Consider the following 22,120-nt stretch of genomic DNA (forward strand, 5'->3'; position numbering starts at 1 on the left):
CCACGGCAGGGGCCTTCCGGGCTCGTGGGCGCGCCGGAGGGCGCTCCCGTCGCGCCGTGCGCCCGGGGCGTGCGACGTGCACGCCCCGCACGGCTTGCGTCAGCGGGAGCGCTTCGCGAGCCGCTCCACGTCGAGGAGGATCACCGCACGGGCCTCCAGGCGCAGCCAGCCGCGGCCGGCGAAGTCGGCGAGGGCCTTGTTGACCGTCTCGCGGGAGGCGCCGACCAGCTGGGCCAGCTCCTCCTGGGTGAGGTCGTGCACCACGTGGATGCCTTCCTCGGACTGCACGCCGAAGCGGCGCGACAGGTCGAGCAGGGCCTTGGCGACGCGGCCGGGCACGTCCGAGAAGACGAGGTCCGACATCGAGTCGTTGGTGCGGCGCAGCCGGCGGGCGACGGCGCGCAGCAGGGCGGTGGCCACCTCGGGGCGGGCGTTGAGCCAGGGCTGCAGGTCGCCGTGGCCGAGGCCGAGCAGCTTGACCTCGGTGAGGGCGGTGGCGGTGGCGGTGCGCGGTCCGGGGTCGAAGAGCGACAGCTCTCCGATGAGCTCACCGGGGCCCAGGACGGCCAGCATGTTCTCGCGGCCGTCGGGGGAGGTGCGGTGGAGCTTCACCTTGCCCTCGGTCACCACGTAGAGGCGGTCGCCGGGGTCCCCTTCGTGGAACAGGGCGTCGCCCCTCGCGAGGGTGGCCTCGCCCATGGAGGCGCGCAGCTCAGCGGCCTGCTCGTCATCGAGCGCCGCGAAAAGCGGGGCGCGCCGCAGAACGTCGTCCACGAGTTCTCTCCTTGTCGACATGCACAGAGGACCGTGGTCCCCATGATGCCCGTCGGTAAAACTGTGTGATCAAACACAAGTGTCGCGCATCGTCGCCCGAAGCCCTACGGCAGGGGTCCGATTGGGCTGTGGTTTTTCTGCGCGAGGGCCGGATGTCAGTGGCGGGCCTTAGTCTGGCCGGGTGTCCAATACGCCGGTGAGAGCACAGGGCAAGGGGGCCGGAAGGGTGACTCCGCCTCGCAATTCCGCTGTGGGCGAACGCGCGCCCACGGGGGCGGCGAAAGCCGCGAACAAGGCCAAAAAGAAAAGCGGAGCAACATCTTCCGCAAAGGGCGCGAAGGACGCGCAGGACGCGAAGGCGCTCCCCGCCGCGAAGGCCGCGCGGACGCCGAAGGCCGCGGCGGGTGCCGGGCCGGAGTCCCGCACCGCCCTCGTCCGCCGGGCCCGCCGGATCAACCGCGAGCTCGCCGAGGTCTATCCCTACGCCCACCCCGAGCTCGACTTCGAGAATCCCTTCGAGCTCCTGGTCGCCACGGTGCTCTCCGCCCAGACGACGGACCTGCGCGTCAACCAGACCACTCCCGCCCTCTTCGCCGCCTACCCCACGCCCGAGGACATGGCGGCGGCCGACCCCGAGACGCTGGAGCAGCTCATCCGGCCCACGGGCTTCTTCCGCGCCAAGGCCAAGTCGCTCATCGGCCTGTCCACCGCGATCCGCGACCGCTTCGGAGGAGAGGTCCCCGGCCGCATAGAGGACCTCGTCTCCCTCCCCGGCGTCGGCCGCAAGACCGCCCACGTCGTCCTCGGCAATGCCTTCGGCCGGCCGGGGATCACCGTGGACACCCACTTCGGGCGGCTCGTGCGGCGCTGGAAGTGGACCGAGGCCACCGACCCCGAGAAGGTCGAGGCGGAGATCTGCGCGCTCTTCCCCAAGAGCGAGTGGACCATGCTCTCGCACCGCGTGATCTTCCACGGCCGCCGTATCTGCCACTCCCGCAGGCCCGCCTGCGGCGCCTGCCCGATCGCCCCGCTCTGCCCCTCGTACGGCGAGGGGGAGACCGATCCCGAGAAGGCCGAGAAGCTCCTCAAGTACGAGAAGGGCGGCAAGCCCGGTCAGCGGCTCAAGCCCCCGCCCGACTATCCGGGCCTGCCGGCCCCGCCGCTGGGAGGCGACGCATGACGAGCACGTACGGCCGAGGGGCCGCGGTCACCGCCGAGGGCCTGCCCGAGTGGCTGGAGCCGGTGGCGCGCGCCTCGGAGACGATCGAGCCCCATCAGCTCAGCCGCTTCCTGCCGCCGGAGACCGGCGGCCGGCAGTCCGCCGTGCTTGTCCTCTTCGGCGACGGCCCCAAGGGCCCGGAGCTGCTCCTCCTGGAGCGGGCCGGGACGCTGCGCTCCCACGCGGGGCAGCCGTCCTTCCCCGGCGGCGCCCTCGACCCGGAGGACGGCGACCCCGCCTCCGGCGGCCTCGTGCGCGCCGCGCTGCGCGAGGCGGAGGAGGAGACCGGCCTGGACCCCGCGGGCGTCCAGATCTTCGGCGTCCTGCCGCAGCTGTACATCCCCGTGAGCAAGTTCGTCGTCACGCCCGTGCTCGGCTGGTGGCGCGAGCCCACCCCCGTGGAGCCGGTCGACAAGGGCGAGACCGCCCGCGTCTTCACCGTGCCCGTCGCCGACCTGACCGACCCGGAGAACCGGGCGACCGCGATACACCCGAGCGGTCACACCGGCCCCGCCTTCAAGGTCGAGGACGCCCTCGTGTGGGGCTTCACCGCCGGTGTGATCGACCGGATCCTGCACTACGCGGGCTGGGAGCGCCCCTGGGACCGCGATCGCCGGGTACCGCTGGACCGGCGGGCCTGACGGGCATGAGACGGTGATCCCGGCCCACGCCCGCCCCCGGGCCGGCGACACCGCAGACGACATCATTGCGAGGCATACCCGGTGAACGTGCTGGACATCGTGCTGCTGGTCGCCGCCGTGTGGTTCGCCGTCGTCGGCTACCGCCAGGGCTTCGTGGTGGGCGTGCTGTCGGTGATCGGATTCATCGGCGGCGGCCTCGTAGCGGTGTACCTCCTGCCCGTCATCTGGGACAGCGCCACCGGAGACGCCGACCCCGGCATGGCCGCCGCGATAGCGGCCGTCGTCATCGTCATCGTGTGCGCCTCCGTGGGCCAGGCCGCCACCACCCACCTGGGCAACAAGCTCCGCCGGCACATCACCTGGTCCCCGGCCCGCGCCCTGGACGCCACGGGCGGCGCGCTCGTCAACGTCCTGGCGATGCTGCTGGTGGCCTGGCTGATCGGCTCTGCCCTCGCCGGCACCTCCTTGCCGACGCTCGGCAAGGAGGTCCGCAACTCCAAGGTGCTGCTCGGCGTCGCCCGGGTCGTGCCCCCGCAGGCCAACACCTGGTTCGCCGACTTCAGCACGGTCCTCGCGCAGAACGGCTTCCCGCAGGTCTTCGCGCCCTTCTCCACCGAGCCGATCACCAACGTGCCCGCGCCCGACCCCGCGCTCGCGGGCAGCCCCGTCGCCACCGAGGCCCAGCGCAGCATCGTCAAGGTCGTCGGCACCGCACCCAGCTGCGGCAAGGTCCTGGAGGGCACCGGCTTCGTCTTCGCCCCGCAGCGGGTGATGACCAACGCCCACGTCGTCGGCGGCGTCGACGAGCCGACCGTCCAGGTCGGCGGGCAGGGCAGGCAGTACGAGGCGAAGGTCGTCCTCTACGACTGGAAGCGCGACATCGCCGTGCTGGAGGTGCCGGACCTGGAAGCCCCCGAGCTGCGGTTCGCCGAGGCCGACGCGGAGAGCGGCAAGGGCGCCATCGTGGCCGGCTTCCCGGAGAACGGCTCCTACGACGTGCGCGCCGCGCGGGTCCGCAGCCGCGTCCAGGCGAACGGCCCGGACATCTACCGCCGCGGCAACGTCCGCCGCGACGTCTACTCGCTCTACACGATCGTCCGCCAGGGCAACTCCGGCGGGCCCCTGCTCACGCCGGACGGCCGGGTCTACGGAGTGGTCTTCGCCAAGTCCCTCGACGACGCCGAGACCGGCTACGCCCTGACCGCCGACGAGGTGCGCGGTGACGCCACCAGCGGCCGCCGGGCGACCGAGCGGGTCAACACCCAGGGCTGCGCCCTCTGAGCCCTTCCGCGGGCCCTTCCAGGGGCTTGCCGGGGCCCGGGGTCTTTCCGGCCGCTGCACGGAGCGGCGGCCGGAGACTCGTGCCGGGCGGGTCAGCGGCCCGGCGGGTCAGCGGCCGCGCGGGTGATGGCGCAGCCGCGCCGACACCCAGCGGGCGCGGCGCCGGATGATGCGCGGAATGCCGATGCGCGGATCGTGCCCGGCGGATGGCCGGTGCTCGCCCCTCACGGCCCTCTCCGGCATCTCGCTCACGATCAGCGCGGCGTCGCCCTCGGCGCCCCGCTCCTGAGTCACGTCACGGTAGTCGTGCGTCCAGCCCATACCGTGCTCTGTGCCCGGACCGAAAGGTCGGTAATCGCTCGGGGGTCCCTCAATCGGCCTATGCGCCGGGCAATTGGCCGTTCGAAGAACGGACGTTCCCCTTCGCTTTACGGAGAGTGGCCCATCCGCCGCCTGCCCGGCCCGTACGCTTTCGGCCAGCCCTAGCGGTCCGGTTCCGGATCCTTCAGCCAGCTGATCAGCTCGGTCGAGAAAGCCGCCGGATCCTCCTCATGCGGGCTGCATCTCCCGGGGGATAACCCCCGGACCCCCAGCAGGTCGGTGCGTGCGTCTAGCGGTCGGGTTCCGGATCCTTGAGCCAGTTGATCAGCTCCGTCGAGAACGCCACCGGATCCTCCTCATGCGGGAAGTGCCCGAGCCCGTCGAAGAGCCGCCAGCGGTACGGCGCCTCCACGTACTCCCCGGAGCCCGCGGCGCTGCGCGTGCGCATCACCGGATCGAGGGATCCGTGCAGGTGCAGCGTGGGCACCCGCACGGGCCGCTTCATGCGCCGGTTGAACTGGATGCCGTCCGGCCGTGCCATCGACCGCACCATCCAGCGGTACGGCTCGATCGAGCAGTGCGCCGTCGACGGGATCGACATCGCCCGGCGGTAGGTCTCCACGGCCTCGTCGTCCGGCTGCCGCGGCCCCGACCACTCGCGCACCAGCCGCCCGGCCAGCGCGGCGTCGTCGGCGACCAGCCGGCGTTCCGGGATCCACGGCCGCTGGAACCCCCAGATGTGGCTGCTCGCCGAGGTCTGCCGGGGGTCGGCGAGCATCGCCGAACGCCAGCGGCGCGGGTGCGGCATGGAGGAGACCGCGAGCCTGCGCACCAGCTTGGGCCGCATCACGGCCGCCGTCCACGCCAGGTAGCCGCCGAGGTCGTGGCCGACCAGGGCGGCGTCCGGCTCGCCCAGGGAACGGATCACGCCGGTGATGTCGAGAGCGAGGTTGGCCGGGTCGTAGCCCCGCGGCGTGCGGTCGCTGCCGCCCACCCCGCGCAGATCCATGGCCACCGCCCGGAACCCCGCCCCGGCGAGCGCCGGCAGCTGGTGCCGCCACGTCCACCAGAACTGCGGGAAGCCGTGTAGCAGCAGGACCAGCGGCCCGTCGCCCATCTCGGCGATGTGGAACCGCGCGCCGTTCGCCGCGACGTCCCGGTGGACCCAGGGCCCCTCGGGCCGGACGACCGACGCGGCGGAGCCGCCCGGGACGCCCGTCGGGGCCGGTCCCGGCGCGGCCGCCGGAACGAGGGGATCGGGTGACGAAGTCGCTGCGGAGGTATCGGGCACCGTCATACGGTCGAGCGTGTCACAGATGCGTCCGCGGGGCTCGTGTCTGTCAGCGGACGCGGGTGCGGCTTGACGGTGCCCAGCACGGCCGCCGTCTGCTTCGCCGATGCGATGCTCTTCTCGGGCTTGCTGACCTTCTTGAACTTGGCCACCGCCAGCAGCCCGAGCAGCGCCGCGATCAGCAGGAACGCACCGCCGACGATCAGGAACGACCAGGCGAGCCCGAGACCGAGGTTGTGGATGCCGTACGCGGCCGCGAAGCTCAGCACGGGCAGCGAGAAGAGCGCGAGCGTGCCGGCCGCGGCGATCGCGCCGCCGCCGATGCCGACGCGCTTGACGTCCTGCCGCAGCTCGGCCTTGGCCAGTGCGATCTCGTCGTGCACCAGCGCGGACAGCTCGGTGGTGGCCGTAGCCACCAGCTGGCCGAGAGTGCGGTTCGCACCGTTCGCACCGTCGTCGGCTGCGCTCATCGGCTGCTCCCTCATCTTCGTCGCCACGTCATCCGCGGGCTTTCGGCGGATGTAAAGCCTCTCAGATCATGCCGGACCATCGTCCCGGGTGGTGTCCCTGGCGACGAGTTCGGCCAGCCTGCGGTGCTCGGCGGCCTTCGCTTCGAGGATCGCCGCCATCCGCAGGTGGTAGTCCGGGTTGCCCTGCTCGTAGATGTCGGGGATGCCGTCGGCGTCCTCGTCGCGGTCCTCGTCCGCGCACAGTTTCTTGTACTTGTTGTCGCGGAGTTTTAGCAGCGCGCTCGCGCAGACCGCGGCGATCAGCGAACCGACGAGCACGGCCGCCTTGACCTCGTCCGCCAGCAGCAGGTCCGTGCCGAAGGCCAGCTCGCCGATGAGCAGGGACACCGTGAAGCCGATGCCCGCGAGCGAGGCGACGGCGAACACGTCGGGCCACTTCAGGTCCGGGTTGAGCTCGGCCCGGGTGAACCGGGCGGCGAGCCACGTCCCGCCGAACACGCCGATCGTCTTGCCCACGACCAGGCCCAGGACGACGCCCAGCGTCTCGGGCTTGGTGAAGACGTCCGACAGCGCGCCGCCGGAGACCACCACACCCGCCGAGAACAGGGCGAAGAGCGGCACCGCCAGCCCCGCCGAAAGGGGGCGCACCAGGTGCTCGATGTGCTCCCCGGGAGAGTGCCGCTCGCCCTCGTGACGGTGGCAGCGCAGCATCAGGCCCATGGCCACGCCCGCGATGGTCGCGTGGACGCCGCTGTTGTACATCAGCGCCCAGTTGACGACGGCCAGCGGCACGTAGACGTACCAGCCGCGGACGCCCTTGCGGAGCAGGAGCCAGAAGACGGCCAGGCCCAGCACGGCGAAGCCCAGGGCGGCGAAGTTCAGTTTCTGGGTGAAGAAGACCGCGATGATCAGGATCGCGAACAGGTCGTCGACGACGGCCAGGGTGAGCAGGAACGCGCGCAGCGCCGACGGCAGCGCCGTGCCGATGACGGCCAGGACGGCCAGGGCGAAGGCGATGTCGGTGGCGGTGGGCACCGCCCAGCCGGCCGTCGAGCCGTTGCCGCTCGTCACGACGGTGAAGTAGACGAGCGCGGGCACGGCCATGCCGCAGATCGCGGCGATGACGGGCAGCAGCGCCGCCTTGGGGTCGCGCAGCTCGCCGGCGACCAGCTCGCGCTTGAGCTCGATGCCCGCGACGAAGAAGAAGACGGCGAGCAGGCCGTCGGCCGCCCAGTGCTGCACGGAGAGGTTCAGCCCCAGCGAGCCCGGGCCGAAGTGGAAGTCGCGCACGGCCTCGTAGCTGTCGCGCAGGGGAGTGTTCGCCCAGATCAGCGCGGCGACGGCGGCGACGAGCAGGAGCACGCCGCCGACGGTCTCGGTGCGCAGGGCGTCGGCGAGGAAGTTCCGCTCGGGCAGCGGCAGCCGGCCGAGGAATACGGAGCGGCGGTTCTTGGGCGCGGCCACGGCGGGGGACCTCCTGGGTGCGGATACACGTGTGCTGTGTGCCGACCAGACTTCCCGGCGCGCCTCTGATTCTTGTCACGATTTTTACGCGACCACTACTCACCTTAACCGGAACGAGTGAAGCGGAACGAGCGGAAGGGCGCCCGGCAGCAGCCGGGCGCCCTTCCTGGGGATCGAGGTCCCTGCGGTCAGTCCTCGCTGGAGGCCGCGGGGAGCTGGGACTGGATGAGGTCCATGACCGAGGAGTCGGTCAGGGTGGTGACGTCGCCGAGGGTGCGGTGCTCGGCGACGTCGCGCAGGAGGCGGCGCATGATCTTGCCGGAGCGGGTCTTGGGCAGCTCGGCCACCGGGAGGATCCGCTTGGGCTTGGCGATCGGGCCGAGCTGCTTGCCGACGTGCGCCCGCAGCTCCTCGACCAGGCCCTCCTCCTCGGCGTCGGCGCCGCCGCGCAGGATGACGAAGGCGCAGATCGCCTGGGTGGTCTGCGGGTCGGTCGCGCCGACGACCGCCGCCTCGGCGACCTTCGGGTGCGAGACGAGGGCGGACTCGACCTCGGTGGTGGAGATGTTGTGGCCGGAGACGAGCATGACGTCGTCCACCCGGCCGAGCAGCCAGATGTCGCCGTCGTCGTCCTTCTTGGCGCCGTCGCCCGCGAAGTACTTGCCCTCGAAGCGGGACCAGTAGGTGTCGAGGTAGCGCTGGTCGTCGCCCCAGATGGTGCGGAGCATCGACGGCCAGGGCTCGGTGAGGACGAGGTAGCCGCCGGAGCCGTCGGGCACCTCGCGGGCCTCGTCGTCCACGACGGTGGCCGCGATGCCGGGCAGCGGGACCTGGGCGGAGCCGGGCTTGGTCTCGGTGACCCCGGGCAGCGGGCTGATCATGATGCCGCCCGTCTCGGTCTGCCACCAGGTGTCGACCACGGGGGTGCGGTCGCCGCCGATGTGCTTGCGGTACCAGACCCAGGCCTCGGGGTTGATGGGCTCGCCGACCGAGCCGAGGACGCGCAGGCTGCTCAGGTCGAACTTGGCCGGGATGTCGTCGCCCCACTTCATGGCGGCGCGGATCGCGGTCGGCGCGGTGTAGAGGATCGTGACGCCGTACTTCTGCACGATCTCCCACCAGCGGCCCTGGTGGGGGCTGTCGGGCGTGCCCTCGTAGAGCACTTCGGTGGCGCCGTTGCTCAGGGGGCCGTAGACGATGTACGAGTGGCCGGTGACCCAGCCGACGTCGGCGGTGCACCAGAACACGTCCGACTCGGGCTTGAGGTCGAAGACGGCGTGGTGGGTGTACGACACCTGGGTGAGATAGCCGCCCGTGGTGTGCAGGATGCCCTTCGGCTTCCCCGTGGTGCCCGAGGTGTAGAGGATGAAGAGCGGGTGCTCGGCGTCGAACGCCTGCGGCGTGTGCTCCTCGGGCTGGCGCTCGACGAGCTCGTGCCACCACACGTCGCGGCCCTCGGTCCAGCCGATGCCCTCCTGGCCCGTGCGCCGGACGACGAGGACGCTGCGGACGTTCTCCGTGCCGGGGCGGGTGAGGGCCTCGTCCACGGCGGGCTTCAGGGCGGAGGGCTTGCCGCGGCGGTAGCCGCCGTCGGCGGTGATGACGACGCGGGCGTCGGCGTCGTTGATGCGCGTGGCGAGGGCGTCGGCGGAGAAGCCGCCGAAGACCAGCGAGTGCGGCGCGCCGATCCGGGCGCAGGCGAGCATCGCCACGACGGCCTCGGGGATCATCGGCAGGTAGATGGCGACGCGGTCGCCCGCCTGCACGCCCAGCTCGGTGAGGGCGTGGGCCGCCTTGGAGACCTCGCGCTGCAGCTCGGCGTAGGTGATGGTGCGGGTGTCGCCCGGCTCGCCCTCGAAGTGCAGGGCGACGCGGTCGCCCAGGCCGTTCTCCACGTGGCGGTCGACGCAGTTGTACGCGACGTTGAGCCGGCCGTCGGCGAACCACTTGGCGAACGGCGGGTTCGACCAGTCGAGGACCTCGGTGGGCTCGGTCTCCCAGCTCAGGCGGCGGGCCTGCGCGGCCCAGAAGCCCAGCCGGTCAGCCTTCGCCTGCTCGTACGCCTCCGCCGTGACATTGGCGCTCGCGGCCAGGGCGGCAGGCGGTGCGAAGCGGCGCTCCTCCTTCAGGAGGTTGGCCAGGCTCTCGTTGCTCACGACATCTCCCTTTCTCAGGGTGCCCGTTGGGTGACCGTGCTGTGCCCGTGGGTGCCCGTAGTGTCCCGGGGCATAGCTCACCAGCCCGGGGCACACCCTGACAAGGGCTGTTGATAAAAAATGGTTTAGACCTGTAGAAGAGGGTTCAGACGGCGTCGAGGACCTCGGGGCGCACGGCCGTGAAGGTGCGTGAGGGCGGGTCCAGGACATAGGCCTGGGCCTCGCCCACATGGAAGTACATGCCGTGGAGCTGGAGCGATCCCTCGGCCACGCGGCGCGCGACGCAGGCGTGGGCCATCAGGTGGTCGAGCTGCTGCATCACGTTGACGAGCGCGAGCCGCTCGAGGGCGTCGGCCACGGGCCGGTCGGCCACCGCCACCTCGCCGCGGCCGAGCCGCCCGATCCGCTGCATCCGGGCCAGGCTCGGGCGGCCGTGGCGCAGCCAGCGGGTGAGGGTGGTCTGCGGCGAGCCGGGCTCCCCGCCCTCGGAGTCGAGCAGCGCCTGCATCGCCCCGCACCCCGAGTGCCCGCACACGGTGATGCTGCCGACCTTCAGCACCTCCACGGCGTACTCCACGGCGGCACCGACGGAGTCGCACGAGCCGTCCGTGGCGGGCGGGGGGATGAGATTGCCGACGTTCCGCACGGTGAAGAGGTCGCCCGGGCCGCTGGAAGTGATCATGCTGGTGACGAGCCGGGAGTCGGCGCAGGTCAGGAAGAGCTGCGTCGGGCACTGGCCCTCGCGGGCGAGCCGCGCCAGCTCGGCCCGCACGAGCGGGGCCGTATTGCGCTGGAACGCGCTGACGCCGCCGAGCAGTTGCTGCCCGCCCTGCGGGGCGAGGGTGTCGGTCGGCGCGGCGGGCCGGGTGCAGTGGTGGTTGCGCCAGGGCGTCCAGGGGCGGCAGGCGTGCGTACTGGCCGGCTCGGCGATCGGCCGCCCGCCGCGGCCCCGCAGCGTGACCCAGCCGCCCCGCGCGCGATGGGCGTTCGTCCACGACTGGAGGGTGTCGTACGCGGTGTGGTCCATGAACGAGCCGCCCAGCTCCACGACCGCGGGCGCCTCCGGCGGTACCTGGGCGAGCGCCCGGCTCAGCTTGGGGACCGCCAGGAACGTCAACTGGCCACTGACGCGAACCAGGTGGCTGCCGTCCTCCTCGTCCACGGTGATGCGCGTGTGGGCGAGGCGCCGCAGCGAGAGGAACGCCGTGACTACGATGCCGACGACGACCCCCTGCAGGACGCCGAACAGCACCACGGCGCCCAGCGTGGACGCGTACATGGGGAACTCGCGGTGCCGCTGTACGTGCTTGATGTGCGCGAAGCTCACCATCTTCACTCCGACCACCATCACCAGCGCGGCCAGGGCCGCCAGCGGGATCAGCTCCAGGACCGTCGTGAGCAGACCGGCGCAGAGCAGCACCCACAGCCCGTGCAGCACGGTGGACTTGCGGGAGGCGGCCCCCGCCGCCACGTTCGCCGAGCCGCGGATCGCGCCGCCGGCGACCGGCAGGCCGCCGAGGAGCCCGGACACCACATTGGCCGCGCCCTGGCCGGCCAGCTCGCGGTCGAGCCCGGCCGGCTCGTGCTGCGGGCCCGCGTGCTCGGCGCGCAGCCGGTCCACGGCCACGGCGGACAGCAGCGACTCCATGCTCGCCACGAGCGTGACCGTCAGCACCGCGGCGAAGACGCCCAGGACCGGTCCGTCGGGGAGATCGGGCAGCGCCTGCAGCTGCCACTGGGGGAGCGAGACGCGGGGCACGGTCATGCCGGTGCTGACGCCGGTGGCGAGGGCCACGGCGGCCAGCGGGGCGGGGACCGTGCGCAGCCACCGCCCGGCCCGGCCCGGCAGCCGGGGCCAGCCCACCAGGACGGCCGCCGTGACGGCCCCGACCAGCAGGGCCGAAGGGTGCGGATGGCTCAGCTCCGAGGGCAGGGCGGCGAGATTCTCCAGCGCGGAGCTGTTCGGGGTGTCGCCCAGGACGACGTGGAGCTGGCCGAGGGCGATCGTGACGCCGATGCCTGCGAGCACGCCGTGCACGATCGCCGGGCTGACGGCCAGCGCCCCGCGGGCCACCCGGGCCGTGCCCAGGGCCAGTTGGGTCAGGCCGGCGAGCGCGGTGATCGCGCAGGTGGCCCGCCAGCCGTACTGCTGGACCAGCTCGGCCGTCACCACGACCAGGCCCGTGGCGGCGCCGCTGACCTGGAACGGCGCGCCGCCCAGCAGCCCCGCCACGATGCCGCCGACCGCCGCCGCCACCAGCCCGGCCTGGAGCGGCGCTCCGGTGGCCAGGGCGATGCCCAGGGAGAGCGGCACGGCGATGAGGAAGATGACGAAGGAAGCGGCGAGATCCCGGCGCCAGGTGGACCGGTCGGAAGGCGCCGGGCCGTCCGTGGCTGCCCGCGGGCGGTGCGGCGGTGCTGACTGAGGCTGCATGGGCGTTCCCGTCTTCGTCGGGCGGCGCGGACGTGCTGAAGACGCGGCCGTGGTCACGGCGCGCAGCGGCGGGAGCGGCTGCGGTGGCGGGGGTTAACTCAACTCTCGGTAAACGGATCGTAATGGAGAGTAAAGAGTCCAGGGAAGGGTGGAAGGTCGAATAAAGGCGCGGTTCCATCGATTGAGTGAATTTGTCATTTTATCTGTCTGTAATACCGATTTAGGGGGTCGGGCATGCGAGGTTGAGGTGCCGGATCGGGCAGGCAGCGAAGGCAGAGGTGGCTGATGGCCGCTGGATGGAAAGTGGCGCTGGGCGGCCTCACGGCCCTTGCGCTGGCGACGGGTTCGGCGGGCTGCTCGGGCTCGGGCGACGCCGGCCCCGGCACGCCGCGCGGCGCGGCCGACCCCGAGGCCGGGGGCCGTCCGGTCCGCCTCATCGGTGACGGTTCCACCGCCGATACGGGCCCCCAGCCCGGGCAGCCCACCCCCGACCGGCTCCAGCCCGGGCACAGGCCGCCGCAGTTCGTCGTCTTCTCCTGGGACGGCTCGGGCGAGGACGGGCAGCACCTCTTCTCCCGCTTCCGCGCCGTCGGCCGCAAGTACCACGCGACGATGACCTACTTCCTCAGCGGCGTGTACATGCTCCCCGCGGGCAAGCGGCGCCTCTACAAACCGCCCCGGCACCGGCCCGGCGCCTCGGACATCGGCTTCAACACGGTCAAGGGCGTCAGGGACACCGTGGCACAGCTCCGTGGCGCCTGGCTGGACGGGAACGAGATCGGAACGCACTTCAACGGCCACTTCTGCGGCCCCGACCGGGGGGTCGGCACCTGGTCGCCCAAGGAGTGGAAGAGCGAGATCCGGCAGGTGCGGTCCCTGGTGCGGAACTGGAAGACCAACGCCGGCCTGAAGGAAGAGGACCCGCTTCCGTTCGACTACGGGAAGGAGCTCGTCGGCGGCCGCGCCCCCTGCCTCGAAGGCCAGCGCAACCTCGTGCGGGCCGCCAGGGCCATGGGCTTCCGCTACGACGCGAGCTCCATCGGCGGCCGGCAGGTGTGGCCCCACAAGATCAACGGCCTCTGGGACTTCCCCCTGCAGGACATTCCGGTGCCCGGCCGGGACTTCGAGACCCTGTCGATGGACTACAACTTCCTCGCCAACCAGTCCGGCACGACCCGGGGCGACCGCGCCCTGCACCGAGCCTGGGGGAAGCAGATGCGCGACGGCCTCCTCGCCGGATTCCGCCGCGCCTACCGGGGCAACCGGGCGCCGTTCTTCATCGGCGACCACTTCGAGTCCTGGAACGGCGGCACCTACATGCGGGCGGTCGAGAGCGTCATCAAGACCGTCTGCACCAGGGAGGAGGTGCGCTGCGTGTCCTTCAAGCAACTGGCCGACTGGCTCGACGCGCAGGACGACAGGCTGCTGTCGGCCCTGCGCGGGCTCGACGTCGGACAGGCCCCCAAGGGCGGCTGGGAGCGCTTCCCCACCGCCCGGCGCGTCAAGCGGGCTGGGGGGTAGAGGCCCAGCTCTCGTCCAGCACGAAGGAGGGGTCGACCTGGGCCGCCAGATCGGCGCCCGTCTTGGCGTTGCCCCAGCTCTCCGCGTTCTTCAGGTGGAAATGCACCATCTGGCGGGTGTAGCGCTGCCAGTCCCGCAGCTCGTACGAGCCGTCCGCCGTCTCGCGCAGGGTGCGCAGCGCCCGGTGGTTGTGCTCCTCGAGCAGGCCGAAGCGGGGCGGCCGGCCCTTCTCCATCGCCCGCACCCAGTCGGAGTGGCCGAAGGTCACCAGCAGGTCCTCGCCGACCTCGTCGCGCAGGAAGTCGATGTCGTCCTGGCCCTGGACCTTGTTTCCCACGACCTTGAGGCAGACGCCGAAGTCGCGGGCGTACTCCTTGTACTGGCGGTAGACGGACACGCCCTTGCGGGTGGGCTCGGCCACCAGGAACGTCATGTCGAACCGGGTGAACATGCCCGAGGCGAAGGAGTCGCTGCCGGCCGTCATGTCGACGACGACGTACTCCCCGGGGCCGTCCACCAGGTGGTTGAGGCACAGCTCGACGGCCCCGACCTTGGAGTGGTAGCAGGCGACCCCGAGGTCGGACTCGGTGAACGGGCCCGTGACCATCAGCCGCACGGGCCCGCCGTCGAGCTCGACCGGGCGGGCGCAGGCGTCGTAGACCGGGTTGTCCTCGGCGATCCGCAGCAGGCGTGAGCCCTCGCCCGGCGGCGTCGTCTTGATCATCGTCTCCGCGGAGGTGATCCGCGGGTTGCTGCCGCGCAGGTAGTTCTTGATCAGGGGGAGCTGAGCGCCCAGCGCGGGCAGTGCGGAGGCCTCCTCCTCGTCCAGCCCGAGTGCCGCGCCGAGGTGCTGGTTGATGTCGGCGTCCACCGCGACGACGGGGGCGCGGTCCGCGGCGAGGTGGCGGATGAACAGTGAGGACAGCGTGGTCTTCCCGCTGCCGCCCTTCCCTACGAAAGCGATCTTCATGTTCACCAAGCGTAGGTGGGAGGGTGCACGGAGTGAGAGCAGTGCGTGAAGAAGACCACTCGTTCGAGGGGTGTAGACCTGAAGTGCGTACTGTCTTACGCATGAGTACGACTGCCGATCCGCTCTCCGCCCTGGCCTCGCTCCCCGGCGTGGCCGACGCCGTGGACTCCGTGCGCAAGGCGGTGGACCGTGTCTACGGGCACCGGGTGATGCGCCGCCGCAGCAACGAGATCACTTCCGAGGCCGCACTGCGCGGCGCGCGCGGCTCGGCCGCGCTGTCCGGTGCCGACTGGGCGCTCGAAGAGGTGCGCCGCCGCACCGACTTCGGCGTCGAGACGGAGGCGCGGGCGGTGGGCGCCGCCCTGCGGCTGACCGCCGAGGCGGGGCAGCTGCTGAGCGTGTGGCGGCAGTCGCCGTTGCGCGTGCTGGCCAGGCTGCACCTGGTGGCGGCGGGCGGGACGCGGCCGGACGAGACGGTCGGCCGCCCCCGGCTGGAGGGGGAGCCCGTCGACGAGCCGCTGGTCCGGCTGGCGGTGCCCAGCGCGTCGGAGGTGGCCGGGCGCCTTGAGGGCCTGGCGGGGCTGCTCCTCGCGGGGACGGAGGCGCCCGCGCTGGTGACGGCGGCCGTGGTGCACGGCGAACTGCTCGCCCTGCGCCCCTTCGGCTCGTACAACGGCCTGGTCGCGCGGGCCGCGGAACGGATCGTGCTGGTGGGCAGCGGGCTCGACCCCAAGTCGATCTGCCCGGCCGAGGTCGGCCATGCCGAGCTGGGTGCGGAGGCCTATCTGGCTGCGCTCGACGGCTATGCGTCGGGCACGCCGGAGGGCGTCGGAGCCTGGATCGCCCATTGCGGCCGCGCGGTCGAGCTGGGCGTACGGGAGAGCACCGCCGTGTGCGAGGCGCTCCAGCGCGGAGCCGCCTGAGTCCACGGGCTTCCCGCGGCGGTCACCGGCCGCTGCGGGGGTCCGGGGCGGAGAAGACGCCGGACGTGGTTGCGGCGGCACCGGTCAACTCCGGTACCGCCGCTGGCATGTTCGCCGGGTTACCATGCGTGCACGATATTTGCCCATCAGGCCGGGGACTTTGCCCTCACCTGGTGCGGCTGGCCCGTAATCGACGGGTCGGCGTCGCGTGGGTGCCCGGCGTTCATGCGTCGGTCCGTGGGGCCGTGGTGCGTGAAGGGCGTCCTCCCGGATGTCCCTGGTCTCGCGGGCCGTTAAGTCCTTTCTACTCCTGTCGCCGCTGAAGCGGAAGGTCAGGCCGCAGTTCTTTGTATTTAGCCCTAAAGCGGGGCAATGCGGGTGCCCGGCTCCCGGCGCCGCCCGGCGAGCCAGACCAGGCCCGCGGTCGCGGCGGCCGCGCCGACCGCCGCCGCGGCGACAAGGGCGGGGCGCGAGGGCATCGACAGCGCCGGCACCCGCTGCTTGAGCCGGACGGGGCGGTTGAAGGAAAGCACCGGCCAGTCGCGGGCGGCCGCTTCCCGGCGCAGCGCCCGGTCGGGGTTGACCGCGTGCGGGTGGCCGACGGTTTCGAGCATGGGGATGTCGGTGACGGAGTCGCTGTAGGCGTAACACCGGGAGAGGTCGTACCCCTCCGACTCGGCGAGCTCCTTGATGGCTTCGGCCTTGGTGGGCCCGTAGGCGTAGTACTCGACTTCGCCGGTGAAGGCGCCGTCCTCCACGACCATGCGGGTGGCCACCACGCGGTCCGCGCCCAGCAGTTCGCCGATGGGCTCGACGACCTCGGCGCCCGAGGTGCTGACAATCACCACGTCGCGCCCGGCGGTGTGGTGTGCTTCGATGAGGGAGGCGGCTTCGTCGTAAATGATCGGGTCGATGAGTTCGTGCAGGGTCTCGGCGACGATCTCGCGGACCTGCTGGACGTTCCAGCCCCTGCAGAGCGCCGAGAGATACTCGCGCATCCGCTCCATCTGATCGTGATCGGCTCCGCCGGCGAGGAAGACGAACTGTGCGTACGCGGTGCGCAGCACGGCACGCCGGTTGATCAAGCCACCTTGGTAGAACGACTTGCTGAAGGTGAGCGTGCTCGACTTCGCAATGACCGTCTTGTCCAGATCAAAGAACGCGGCTGTCCGGGGCAGCGAGTGGTTTTCCACGATGCCGAGCATAGGCGCCCTCCATTCGGCGTAAGCTGAGGCGTGTGGGTTTGCCTGAGAAGGCTCTCGGGTACACCATGGAAGTCACGGATCGTTCGCGACCGTGTCTAACCCGGTCCGACTCCTCCCCCCCCGAGTCGGCCGTGGGGACGACCCCCGCTCTCCCCCCCGGCGGGGGTCGTCGCATGTCCGGATGCATTTTTCGGGTCCTCACCCGGCATTCCTCCCTCCCGCGCCACCCGACGGCGGCTGCCTCCCTCCCTTCATACACGCTACGCAGCGTAATCGGCGGGCTGCTCTGCGGAAGTCACCGGTATAGGTGACCGGGATATTCACAGCGGCTGAGTTGTCCACAGTTTTTGACCAAGATCCACATTGTTTTCCAGTTCGCTGCACGGTGATTCCCCGCGCTCTTCCGCGATGTCCGCGGATGCGAGAGCGCGCAGTTGAGACGGGGAGGACGCCGTGGCCGGATCCAGCGCATCCGAATGGCCGCCCGCCGCCGGCGGGCAGCAGCGCGGACCACTGATCATCGCCGAGGACGAGGAGCTGCTCGACGACCTGCTGCGCCTGTGCGCGGCGGCCGGAGCCGTGCCCGAAGTGGCACACGGCGCCCCCGCGCGCCGCGGCGCCGGCCTCGATCCACCGTTGATCCTGGTCGGGGAGGACTGCGCGCGCCGCCTGCGCGGCACTCGCCTGGCGGCCCATGGCGACGCGGTCCTGCTCGTCGGCCGTGACCGCGGCGAGGACGCGGTGTGGCGGCTGGCCGTGGAGATCGGCGCGCGGGATGTGGTGCTGCTGCCCGGCTGCGAGGGCCGGCTCGTCGAGCGGATCGCCGACGCCGTCGAAGGCGCCGGGCGGCCCGCCCTCACCGTCGGGGTGATCGGCGGGTGCGGCGGCGCGGGAGCGAGCACGCTGGCGTGCGCCCTCGCCGTCAGCGCCGCCGCCGACGGGCGGCGCACCATGCTCATCGACGGCGATCCGCTGGGCGGCGGCCTCGACGTCCTGCTCGGCGGCGAACGAGCGGAAGGGCTGCGCTGGCCGGCCTTCGCCGACTCCCGGGGCCGCGTGGCGTGCCGGGCGCTGGAGGAAGCCCTGCCCGAGCTCCACGCGATGCGCCTGCTCAGCTGGGACCGGAGCTCCTGCACGGCCGTGCCGCCCGAAGCGGTGAAGGCCGTGCTGGCCGCGGCACGCCGCCGCGGAGGGGCGGTGGTCGTCGATCTGCCGCGCCGGCTCGACGAAGCGGCCCTCGAAGCCGCCGCGCAGCTCGATGCGGGCCTGCTGGTGGTGCCCTCGGAGCTGCGGGCCGTGGCCGCGGCGCACCGCGTCGCCGCCACCGTCGGAGCGGTCATCGGCGACCTGCGGGTGGTCGTCCGCGCTCCGCGCGCCCCCGGCCTCGACGGCGCACAGGTCTCCCGCCTCCTCGGCCTGCCCCTCGCCGGCGAACTCCCACCGGAGACGGGCCTGGCGGCCGCGCTCGCGGCGGGCCGGCCGCCGGGCGGCGAGCGCGGCCCGCTGGCCCGGTTCTGCACCGACTTCTGGGCCTGCTTCGAAGCCATCCACCGGGGGTCGTCATGAGCGCCGGACTGCTGGAGGCCGTGCGGCTGAGGCTCGCCGAGAGCGGCGCCGAACCCACACCCGCCAAGGTCGCGGAGGCGCTGCGCCAGGAAGGGCGGCTCCTCGGGGACGCCGAGATCCTCGGCGTCGCGGCCCGGCTGCGCTCCGAGCTGATCGGCGCCGGCCCGCTGGAACGGCTGCTGGCCGAGCCCGACGTCACCGACGTCCTCGTCACGGCGCCCGACCAGGTCTGGGTCGACAGGGGCGCCGGCCTGCAGCGGACGGACGTCGTCTTCCCGGATGCCGCGGCCGTGCGTAGGCTCGCCCAGCGGCTCGCAGCCATCGCCGGACGCCGGCTGGACGACGCCCGCCCCTGGGTCGACGCCCGGCTGCCCGACGGCACGCGGCTGCATGCGGTGCTGCCCCCGATCGCGGTCGGCTCCACCTGCCTCTCGCTGCGCGTCGTGCGCCCCCGCGCCTTCACCCTGGACGACCTGATGGCCGCCGGGACGGTGCCGCCGCGCGGGGACGAGCTGCTGCGTGCGGTGCTCGAAGCGAGGCTCTCGTTCGTGATCAGCGGCGGAACGGGCAGCGGCAAGACGACGCTGCTGACCACCTTGCTCGGGCTGGTCGCGCCGGACGAGCGGATCGTCCTCGCCGAGGACTCCGCAGAACTGCGCCCCGATCACCCGCACGTGGTCCGGCTGGAGACCCGCCCGGCGAACCAGGAGGGCATGGGACTGGTCACCCTGCGGGACCTGGTCCGGCAGGCCCTGCGCATGCGGCCGGACCGGCTGGTGGTGGGCGAGGTCCGCGGAGCGGAGGTCACGGACCTGCTGGCCGCTCTCAACACGGGGCACGAGGGAGGCTGCGGCACGGTCCACGCGAACGCCGCGGCGGACGTGCCCGCCCGGCTCGAAGCGCTGGGCTCGGCGGCCGGCCTCGACCGTGCCGCGCTGCACAGCCAGCTGGCGGCCGGCCTGTCGGTCGTCATCCATCTCGTACGGGAGCGGGGCGGGCGGCGGCGCGTCGCCGAGGTGCATGTGCTCGACCGGGACCCCGCCGGGTTCGTCACCACTGTGCCGGCCGTCGTCTGGGGCGCCGAAGGCTTCCGGCGGGCGCGCGGGTGGGCGCGGCTGGCCGGGCTGTGCGAGCGGGGCGGGGCGACGCCGTGACCGCCGCCGGGACGATGCCGCGGGCCGCGCTCACGAGCGCCGCCGCACCGAGCACGCTGTTCATGGCCCGGCCTCTCACGGCCTGGCCTCCGACCGGCCCCCGCCGGGAGCTGCGCCGTGCGCGGCTGCTGTTCGCGGCCGGCGGGTCCGCCGTGCCCGCCGGGCCGTGGCCGCCCGCCTGGGCGAGGGAGTGGGGCAGCCGGTTGCGCCGGTGGGCGCGGGACCGGCGGGAGCTGATGTGCCTTCCGGTCGGCGGTGGGGTGGCCCTGTTGGGGGCGTCGCTGCTGCCGCTGGTGGCGGCGCTCGTAGCCGTCCCGCTCGTACGGAGGTGGCTGGCCGCCCGGCGGGAGCAGGGCGAACGGGAGCGGCGCGAGGCGGCGGTGATCGAGCTGTGCGGGACGGTCGCGGGCGAATTGCGGGCGGGCAGGCAGCCCGGCCAGGCGCTGGCCGGTGTGCCCGCGGGGGACTTGGGTCCGCAGTGGGCGTCCGTTGTGGCCGCGGCGAGGTTCGGCGGCGATGTGCCGGAGGCCCTGCGGGCCGTGGCCGTACGCCCCGGGGCCGAGGGGCTGCACGGTGCGGCCGCCTGCTGGCGCGTGGCCGTGGACGGTGGCGCGGGGCTCGCATCGGGGCTCGAACGGGTGGCGGCCGCGCTGAGCGCCGAGCGGGATCAACGGGAGGAGCTGCGGTCGCAATTGGCGGGGGCGCGGTCCACCGCCGTGATGCTGGCCCTGCTGCCCGTGCTCGCCCTGCTGATGGGCAGTGCGCTGGGAGCCGCGCCGCTGAGAGTGCTGCTGCACACCCCGGCCGGGCTCGGCTGTCTCCTCCTAGGGGGACTTCTGGAGGGCGCCGGCATCGCCTGGACCGGGCGGATCGTGCGGGCGGCGGCAGGCGCGCCCGAAGGGCGGGGCGGCGAACGCGGCAGGCCCGGCCCTCCGGCGGAAGGGGGAGTTTCGTGAGCGCAAATGTTATCCACAGCCTGTGGATGGTGATTCTTGCGGGCGTCGCGTCCACTTGCGCGGTGAGCGTGGCGGTCCGGATCCGCAGGAGGCGGGTGGGACGTCGCCGGGCGGCTGCCCTGTTCGGGCGCGAACCCGCCACGAACGCGAGGACGCAGGGGCTCAGGGCCTGTGCCGGCCGGCTGCCGAGGGCCCGGGACTGGCTTCCCGCGGCGGGGGCCGGAGCCGCCGGGTTCATCCTCCTCGGCGGAGCGGCCGGGTGCGCGGCGGGACTCGCCGCCGCGTACGGCATGTGGCGGTGGGGGCGGCGCCGGAAGAACGCCGGGGTTGTGGCCGGAGCCCCGGGACAAGCCCCGGCGGGAGAGGCGGGCGAGGCCGAGGCGCAACTTCCGCTGGCCGCCGATCTCATGGCGGCGTGCCTGGCGGCGGGCGCCGGGCCCAGGGAGGCGGCCGAAGCGGTCGGCCTGTCGCTGGGCGGCCCGGTGGGCGAACGGCTCGCCCGGGCCGCGGCGGAAGTCCGGCTCGGCGGCGACCCGGCAACAGCCTGGGGTCGCTTGGGCGGCCTGCCGGGCGCCCGGGGGCTCGCCCGCTGCCTGGAGAGGGCGCAGGCGACGGGAGTGCCCGCGGTGGAGCCCATGTCGCGGCTCGCCGGCCGGTTGCGGGCCGAGCGCGGCAGGGCGGCGGGCATACGGGCACGGCGCGCGGGCGTCCTGGCGACGGCCCCGCTCGGGCTGTGCTTCCTGCCCGCGTTCCTGACGGTCGGGGTGGTGCCCGTGGTGATCGGTCTGGCGAGTGGTCTGACGAAAGGACATTGACGGTGAGTGAGGTGCAGGTCGTGGCAGCGAGGACGGCGGGGAAGGCGATGGAAGGCCAGGCGATGGCGGGGAAGGCGATGGCAGGCAAGGTGATGGTGGGTAAGACGATGACGGTGCGGAGGGTGTCCGTGCGCCGGGCCTGGTGCGGGGCGCACGGGGGGCTGCCGGTCCGGGCGAGGTACCGGTCGCTGGGCGGAGAGCGGGGCCGGTGGTGGCCCGGCGGGTGGGACAGGCCCTGGCGGTGGCCGGTCTCCTGGCGGGCGGGCAGGCCGTGGGCCTTCGCGGCCGGCGACGCGGGCATGTCGACGGCCGAGTACGCCGTCGGCACCGTGGCCGCCTGTGCGCTTGCCGCCGTGCTCTACAAGGTGGTCACGAGCGGGGCGGTCAGTGCGGCGCTGCAGGGGCTCATCGGGAGGGCGCTCAATGCGCCGTTCTGACGGGGCGTCCAGGGCGCCCGGGGCCTCCGGGCGACCGTCCGGAGGCGGCCCGCCGGGGCTATGCACCCGCGTGGACCAGGGTTCTGACGGATGGTCCGGTGAGGTCGCCCTCGCCGGTCCCGCCCGCCGGCCGGGGCGGCGCCTTCCGGCCGTCCGGGCGGCGGGCGGCCACCGGGGGCGTTCCCGGCGCTGTGACGGCGGCTATGTGACCGCCGAGGCGGCGATGGTGCTCCCGGCGCTGATCCTGTTCGGCATGGCCCTGATCTGGGGGCTGATGGCCGCGGCAGCACAGATCCAGTGCGTGGACGCCGCGCGGGCAGGTGCCCGGGCGGCCGCCCGGTCGGATCCGGAGACGGTGGCGGTCGCGGCGGCCCGGTCCGCCGCGCCGCAGGGGGCCCGCATCGCCGTGGCGCGGGAGGGCGACCTCGTACGGGTACGGGTCGAGGCCCGCGCGGCGGGGCCGCTCGCCGTGCGGCTGGGCGGAGAGGCGGTGGCCCTTGCGGAGGAGACGGTGCGGTGACC

General features: G+C 73.0%; 20 protein-coding genes. 11 read left to right on the plus strand and 9 right to left on the minus strand.

Annotated elements, in window-relative coordinates; all coding sequences use genetic code 11:
* Positions 1 to 99: 99 nt before the first annotated feature.
* Positions 100 to 774, minus strand: coding sequence for a Crp/Fnr family transcriptional regulator (locus B7P34_RS04105; RefSeq protein ID WP_030367278.1), 675 nt, complete (start codon positions 772 to 774; stop codon positions 100 to 102).
* Between the two features lie 250 nt (positions 775 to 1,024).
* Here B7P34_RS04105 and nth point away from each other — a divergent pair, with 250 nt between their 5' ends.
* The 3 genes from nth (at position 1,025) to B7P34_RS04120 (ending at position 3,915) form a co-directional block, all read left to right on the plus strand.
* Positions 1,025 to 1,954 (plus strand): endonuclease III, encoded by a 930-nt coding sequence (nth, locus tag B7P34_RS04110; RefSeq protein WP_223267481.1) that lies wholly within the window; start codon positions 1,025 to 1,027, stop codon positions 1,952 to 1,954.
* Positions 1,951 to 2,634, plus strand: a complete 684-nt coding sequence (locus B7P34_RS04115; RefSeq protein WP_106674392.1) for an NUDIX hydrolase — start codon at positions 1,951 to 1,953, stop codon at positions 2,632 to 2,634. The genes nth and B7P34_RS04115 overlap by 4 nt, the downstream gene beginning before the upstream one ends.
* Before the next feature lie 81 nt (positions 2,635 to 2,715).
* Positions 2,716 to 3,915, plus strand: a complete 1,200-nt coding sequence (locus B7P34_RS04120) for a MarP family serine protease (protein WP_106674393.1) — start codon at positions 2,716 to 2,718, stop codon at positions 3,913 to 3,915.
* A 108-nt stretch (positions 3,916 to 4,023) separates the two neighbouring features.
* Here the strand turns inward: B7P34_RS04120 and B7P34_RS04125 are convergent, their stop codons facing one another.
* From B7P34_RS04125 to B7P34_RS04150, 6 genes are all read right to left on the minus strand, one after another.
* A complete protein-coding gene (locus B7P34_RS04125; RefSeq protein WP_030367282.1) occupies positions 4,024 to 4,236 on the minus strand; it encodes a hypothetical protein in 213 nt (70 codons plus the stop codon).
* 289 nt (positions 4,237 to 4,525) lie between these two features.
* Positions 4,526 to 5,533 (minus strand): alpha/beta fold hydrolase, encoded by a 1,008-nt coding sequence (locus tag B7P34_RS04130; protein WP_189382433.1) that lies wholly within the window; start codon positions 5,531 to 5,533, stop codon positions 4,526 to 4,528.
* The gene (locus tag B7P34_RS04135; protein WP_106674394.1) at positions 5,530 to 5,997 is read right to left on the minus strand and encodes a phage holin family protein; all 468 of its coding nucleotides are present in this window, start codon (positions 5,995 to 5,997) and stop codon (positions 5,530 to 5,532) included. Before B7P34_RS04135 ends, B7P34_RS04130 begins: the two co-directional genes overlap by 4 nt.
* Positions 5,998 to 6,063: 66 nt before the next feature.
* Entirely contained in the window at positions 6,064 to 7,461 is a 1,398-nt protein-coding gene (gene nhaA / locus B7P34_RS04140; RefSeq protein WP_106674395.1) for a Na+/H+ antiporter NhaA, read from the minus strand.
* Positions 7,462 to 7,649: 188 nt separating this feature from the next.
* Positions 7,650 to 9,617: an acetate--CoA ligase gene (gene acs / locus B7P34_RS04145; RefSeq protein ID WP_106674396.1), complete on the minus strand. Its 1,968-nt coding sequence runs from the start codon at positions 9,615 to 9,617 to the stop codon at positions 7,650 to 7,652.
* Positions 9,618 to 9,762: 145 nt separating this feature from the next.
* Positions 9,763 to 12,051, minus strand: a complete 2,289-nt coding sequence (locus B7P34_RS04150) for a SulP family inorganic anion transporter (protein WP_106674397.1) — start codon at positions 12,049 to 12,051, stop codon at positions 9,763 to 9,765.
* 285 nt (positions 12,052 to 12,336) lie between these two features.
* Here B7P34_RS04150 and B7P34_RS04155 point away from each other — a divergent pair, with 285 nt between their 5' ends.
* Positions 12,337 to 13,572 (plus strand): hypothetical protein, encoded by a 1,236-nt coding sequence (locus tag B7P34_RS04155; RefSeq protein ID WP_106674398.1) that lies wholly within the window; start codon positions 12,337 to 12,339, stop codon positions 13,570 to 13,572.
* Here B7P34_RS04155 and B7P34_RS04160 read toward each other — a convergent pair.
* On the minus strand, positions 13,553 to 14,542 hold the full coding sequence (locus tag B7P34_RS04160) for an ATP-binding protein (protein WP_106674399.1): 990 nt from the start codon (positions 14,540 to 14,542) through the stop codon (positions 13,553 to 13,555). The two genes, B7P34_RS04155 and B7P34_RS04160, sit on opposite strands and share 20 nt — an antisense overlap.
* A 101-nt stretch (positions 14,543 to 14,643) precedes the next feature.
* On the opposite strand from B7P34_RS04160, the gene B7P34_RS04165 reads away from it, so the two are divergent.
* Positions 14,644 to 15,465 (plus strand): oxidoreductase, encoded by an 822-nt coding sequence (locus B7P34_RS04165; RefSeq protein ID WP_106674400.1) that lies wholly within the window; start codon positions 14,644 to 14,646, stop codon positions 15,463 to 15,465.
* Positions 15,466 to 15,824: 359 nt separating this feature from the next.
* Here B7P34_RS04165 and B7P34_RS04170 read toward each other — a convergent pair whose 3' ends face one another.
* Positions 15,825 to 16,658, minus strand: coding sequence for an HAD family hydrolase (locus tag B7P34_RS04170; protein ID WP_223267482.1), 834 nt, complete (start codon positions 16,656 to 16,658; stop codon positions 15,825 to 15,827).
* A gap of 465 nt (positions 16,659 to 17,123) precedes the next feature.
* Here B7P34_RS04170 and ssd point away from each other — a divergent pair, with 465 nt between their 5' ends.
* The 6 genes from ssd (at position 17,124) to B7P34_RS36630 (ending at position 22,118) form a co-directional block, all read left to right on the plus strand.
* Positions 17,124 to 18,236 (plus strand): septum site-determining protein Ssd, encoded by a 1,113-nt coding sequence (gene ssd / locus B7P34_RS04175; protein ID WP_106674402.1) that lies wholly within the window; start codon positions 17,124 to 17,126, stop codon positions 18,234 to 18,236.
* Positions 18,233 to 19,390, plus strand: a complete 1,158-nt coding sequence (locus B7P34_RS04180) for a TadA family conjugal transfer-associated ATPase (protein WP_106674403.1) — start codon at positions 18,233 to 18,235, stop codon at positions 19,388 to 19,390. Before ssd ends, B7P34_RS04180 begins: the two co-directional genes overlap by 4 nt.
* A complete protein-coding gene (locus B7P34_RS04185; protein WP_223267483.1) occupies positions 19,387 to 20,346 on the plus strand; it encodes a type II secretion system F family protein in 960 nt (319 codons plus the stop codon). The genes B7P34_RS04180 and B7P34_RS04185 overlap by 4 nt, the downstream gene beginning before the upstream one ends.
* Before the next feature lie 95 nt (positions 20,347 to 20,441).
* Positions 20,442 to 21,161, plus strand: a complete 720-nt coding sequence (locus B7P34_RS04190; protein WP_223267484.1) for a type II secretion system F family protein — start codon at positions 20,442 to 20,444, stop codon at positions 21,159 to 21,161.
* Positions 21,162 to 21,163: 2 nt separating this feature from the next.
* A complete protein-coding gene (locus B7P34_RS39645; RefSeq protein ID WP_353620229.1) occupies positions 21,164 to 21,598 on the plus strand; it encodes a DUF4244 domain-containing protein in 435 nt (144 codons plus the stop codon).
* 70 nt (positions 21,599 to 21,668) lie between these two features.
* Positions 21,669 to 22,118: a TadE family type IV pilus minor pilin gene (locus B7P34_RS36630; protein ID WP_223267485.1), complete on the plus strand. Its 450-nt coding sequence runs from the start codon at positions 21,669 to 21,671 to the stop codon at positions 22,116 to 22,118.
* Positions 22,119 to 22,120 lie beyond the last annotated feature (2 nt).

It is taken from the genome of Streptosporangium nondiastaticum, from assembly GCF_003011965.1.
Taxonomy (GTDB): Bacteria; Actinomycetota; Actinomycetes; order Streptomycetales; family Streptomycetaceae; genus Streptomyces; species Streptomyces nondiastaticus.

Bases quoted from the DNA above. Each gene is read 5' to 3' on its own strand.
- B7P34_RS04115 (WP_106674392.1), top strand. From the start codon at position 1,951: ATGACGAGCACGTACGGCCGAGGGGCCGCGGTCACCGCCGAGGGCCTG.
- B7P34_RS04125 (WP_030367282.1), bottom strand. From the start codon at position 4,236: ATGGGCTGGACGCACGACTACCGTGACGTGACTCAGGAGCGGGGCGCC.
- B7P34_RS04130 (WP_189382433.1), bottom strand. From the start codon at position 5,533: ATGACGGTGCCCGATACCTCCGCAGCGACTTCGTCACCCGATCCCCTC.
- B7P34_RS04135 (WP_106674394.1), bottom strand. From the start codon at position 5,997: ATGAGCGCAGCCGACGACGGTGCGAACGGTGCGAACCGCACTCTCGGC.
- B7P34_RS04150 (WP_106674397.1), bottom strand. From the start codon at position 12,051: ATGCAGCCTCAGTCAGCACCGCCGCACCGCCCGCGGGCAGCCACGGAC.
- B7P34_RS04155 (WP_106674398.1), top strand. From the start codon at position 12,337: ATGGCCGCTGGATGGAAAGTGGCGCTGGGCGGCCTCACGGCCCTTGCG.
- B7P34_RS04160 (WP_106674399.1), bottom strand. From the start codon at position 14,542: ATGAAGATCGCTTTCGTAGGGAAGGGCGGCAGCGGGAAGACCACGCTG.
- B7P34_RS04165 (WP_106674400.1), top strand. From the start codon at position 14,644: ATGAGTACGACTGCCGATCCGCTCTCCGCCCTGGCCTCGCTCCCCGGC.
- B7P34_RS04180 (WP_106674403.1), top strand. From the start codon at position 18,233: ATGAGCGCCGGACTGCTGGAGGCCGTGCGGCTGAGGCTCGCCGAGAGC.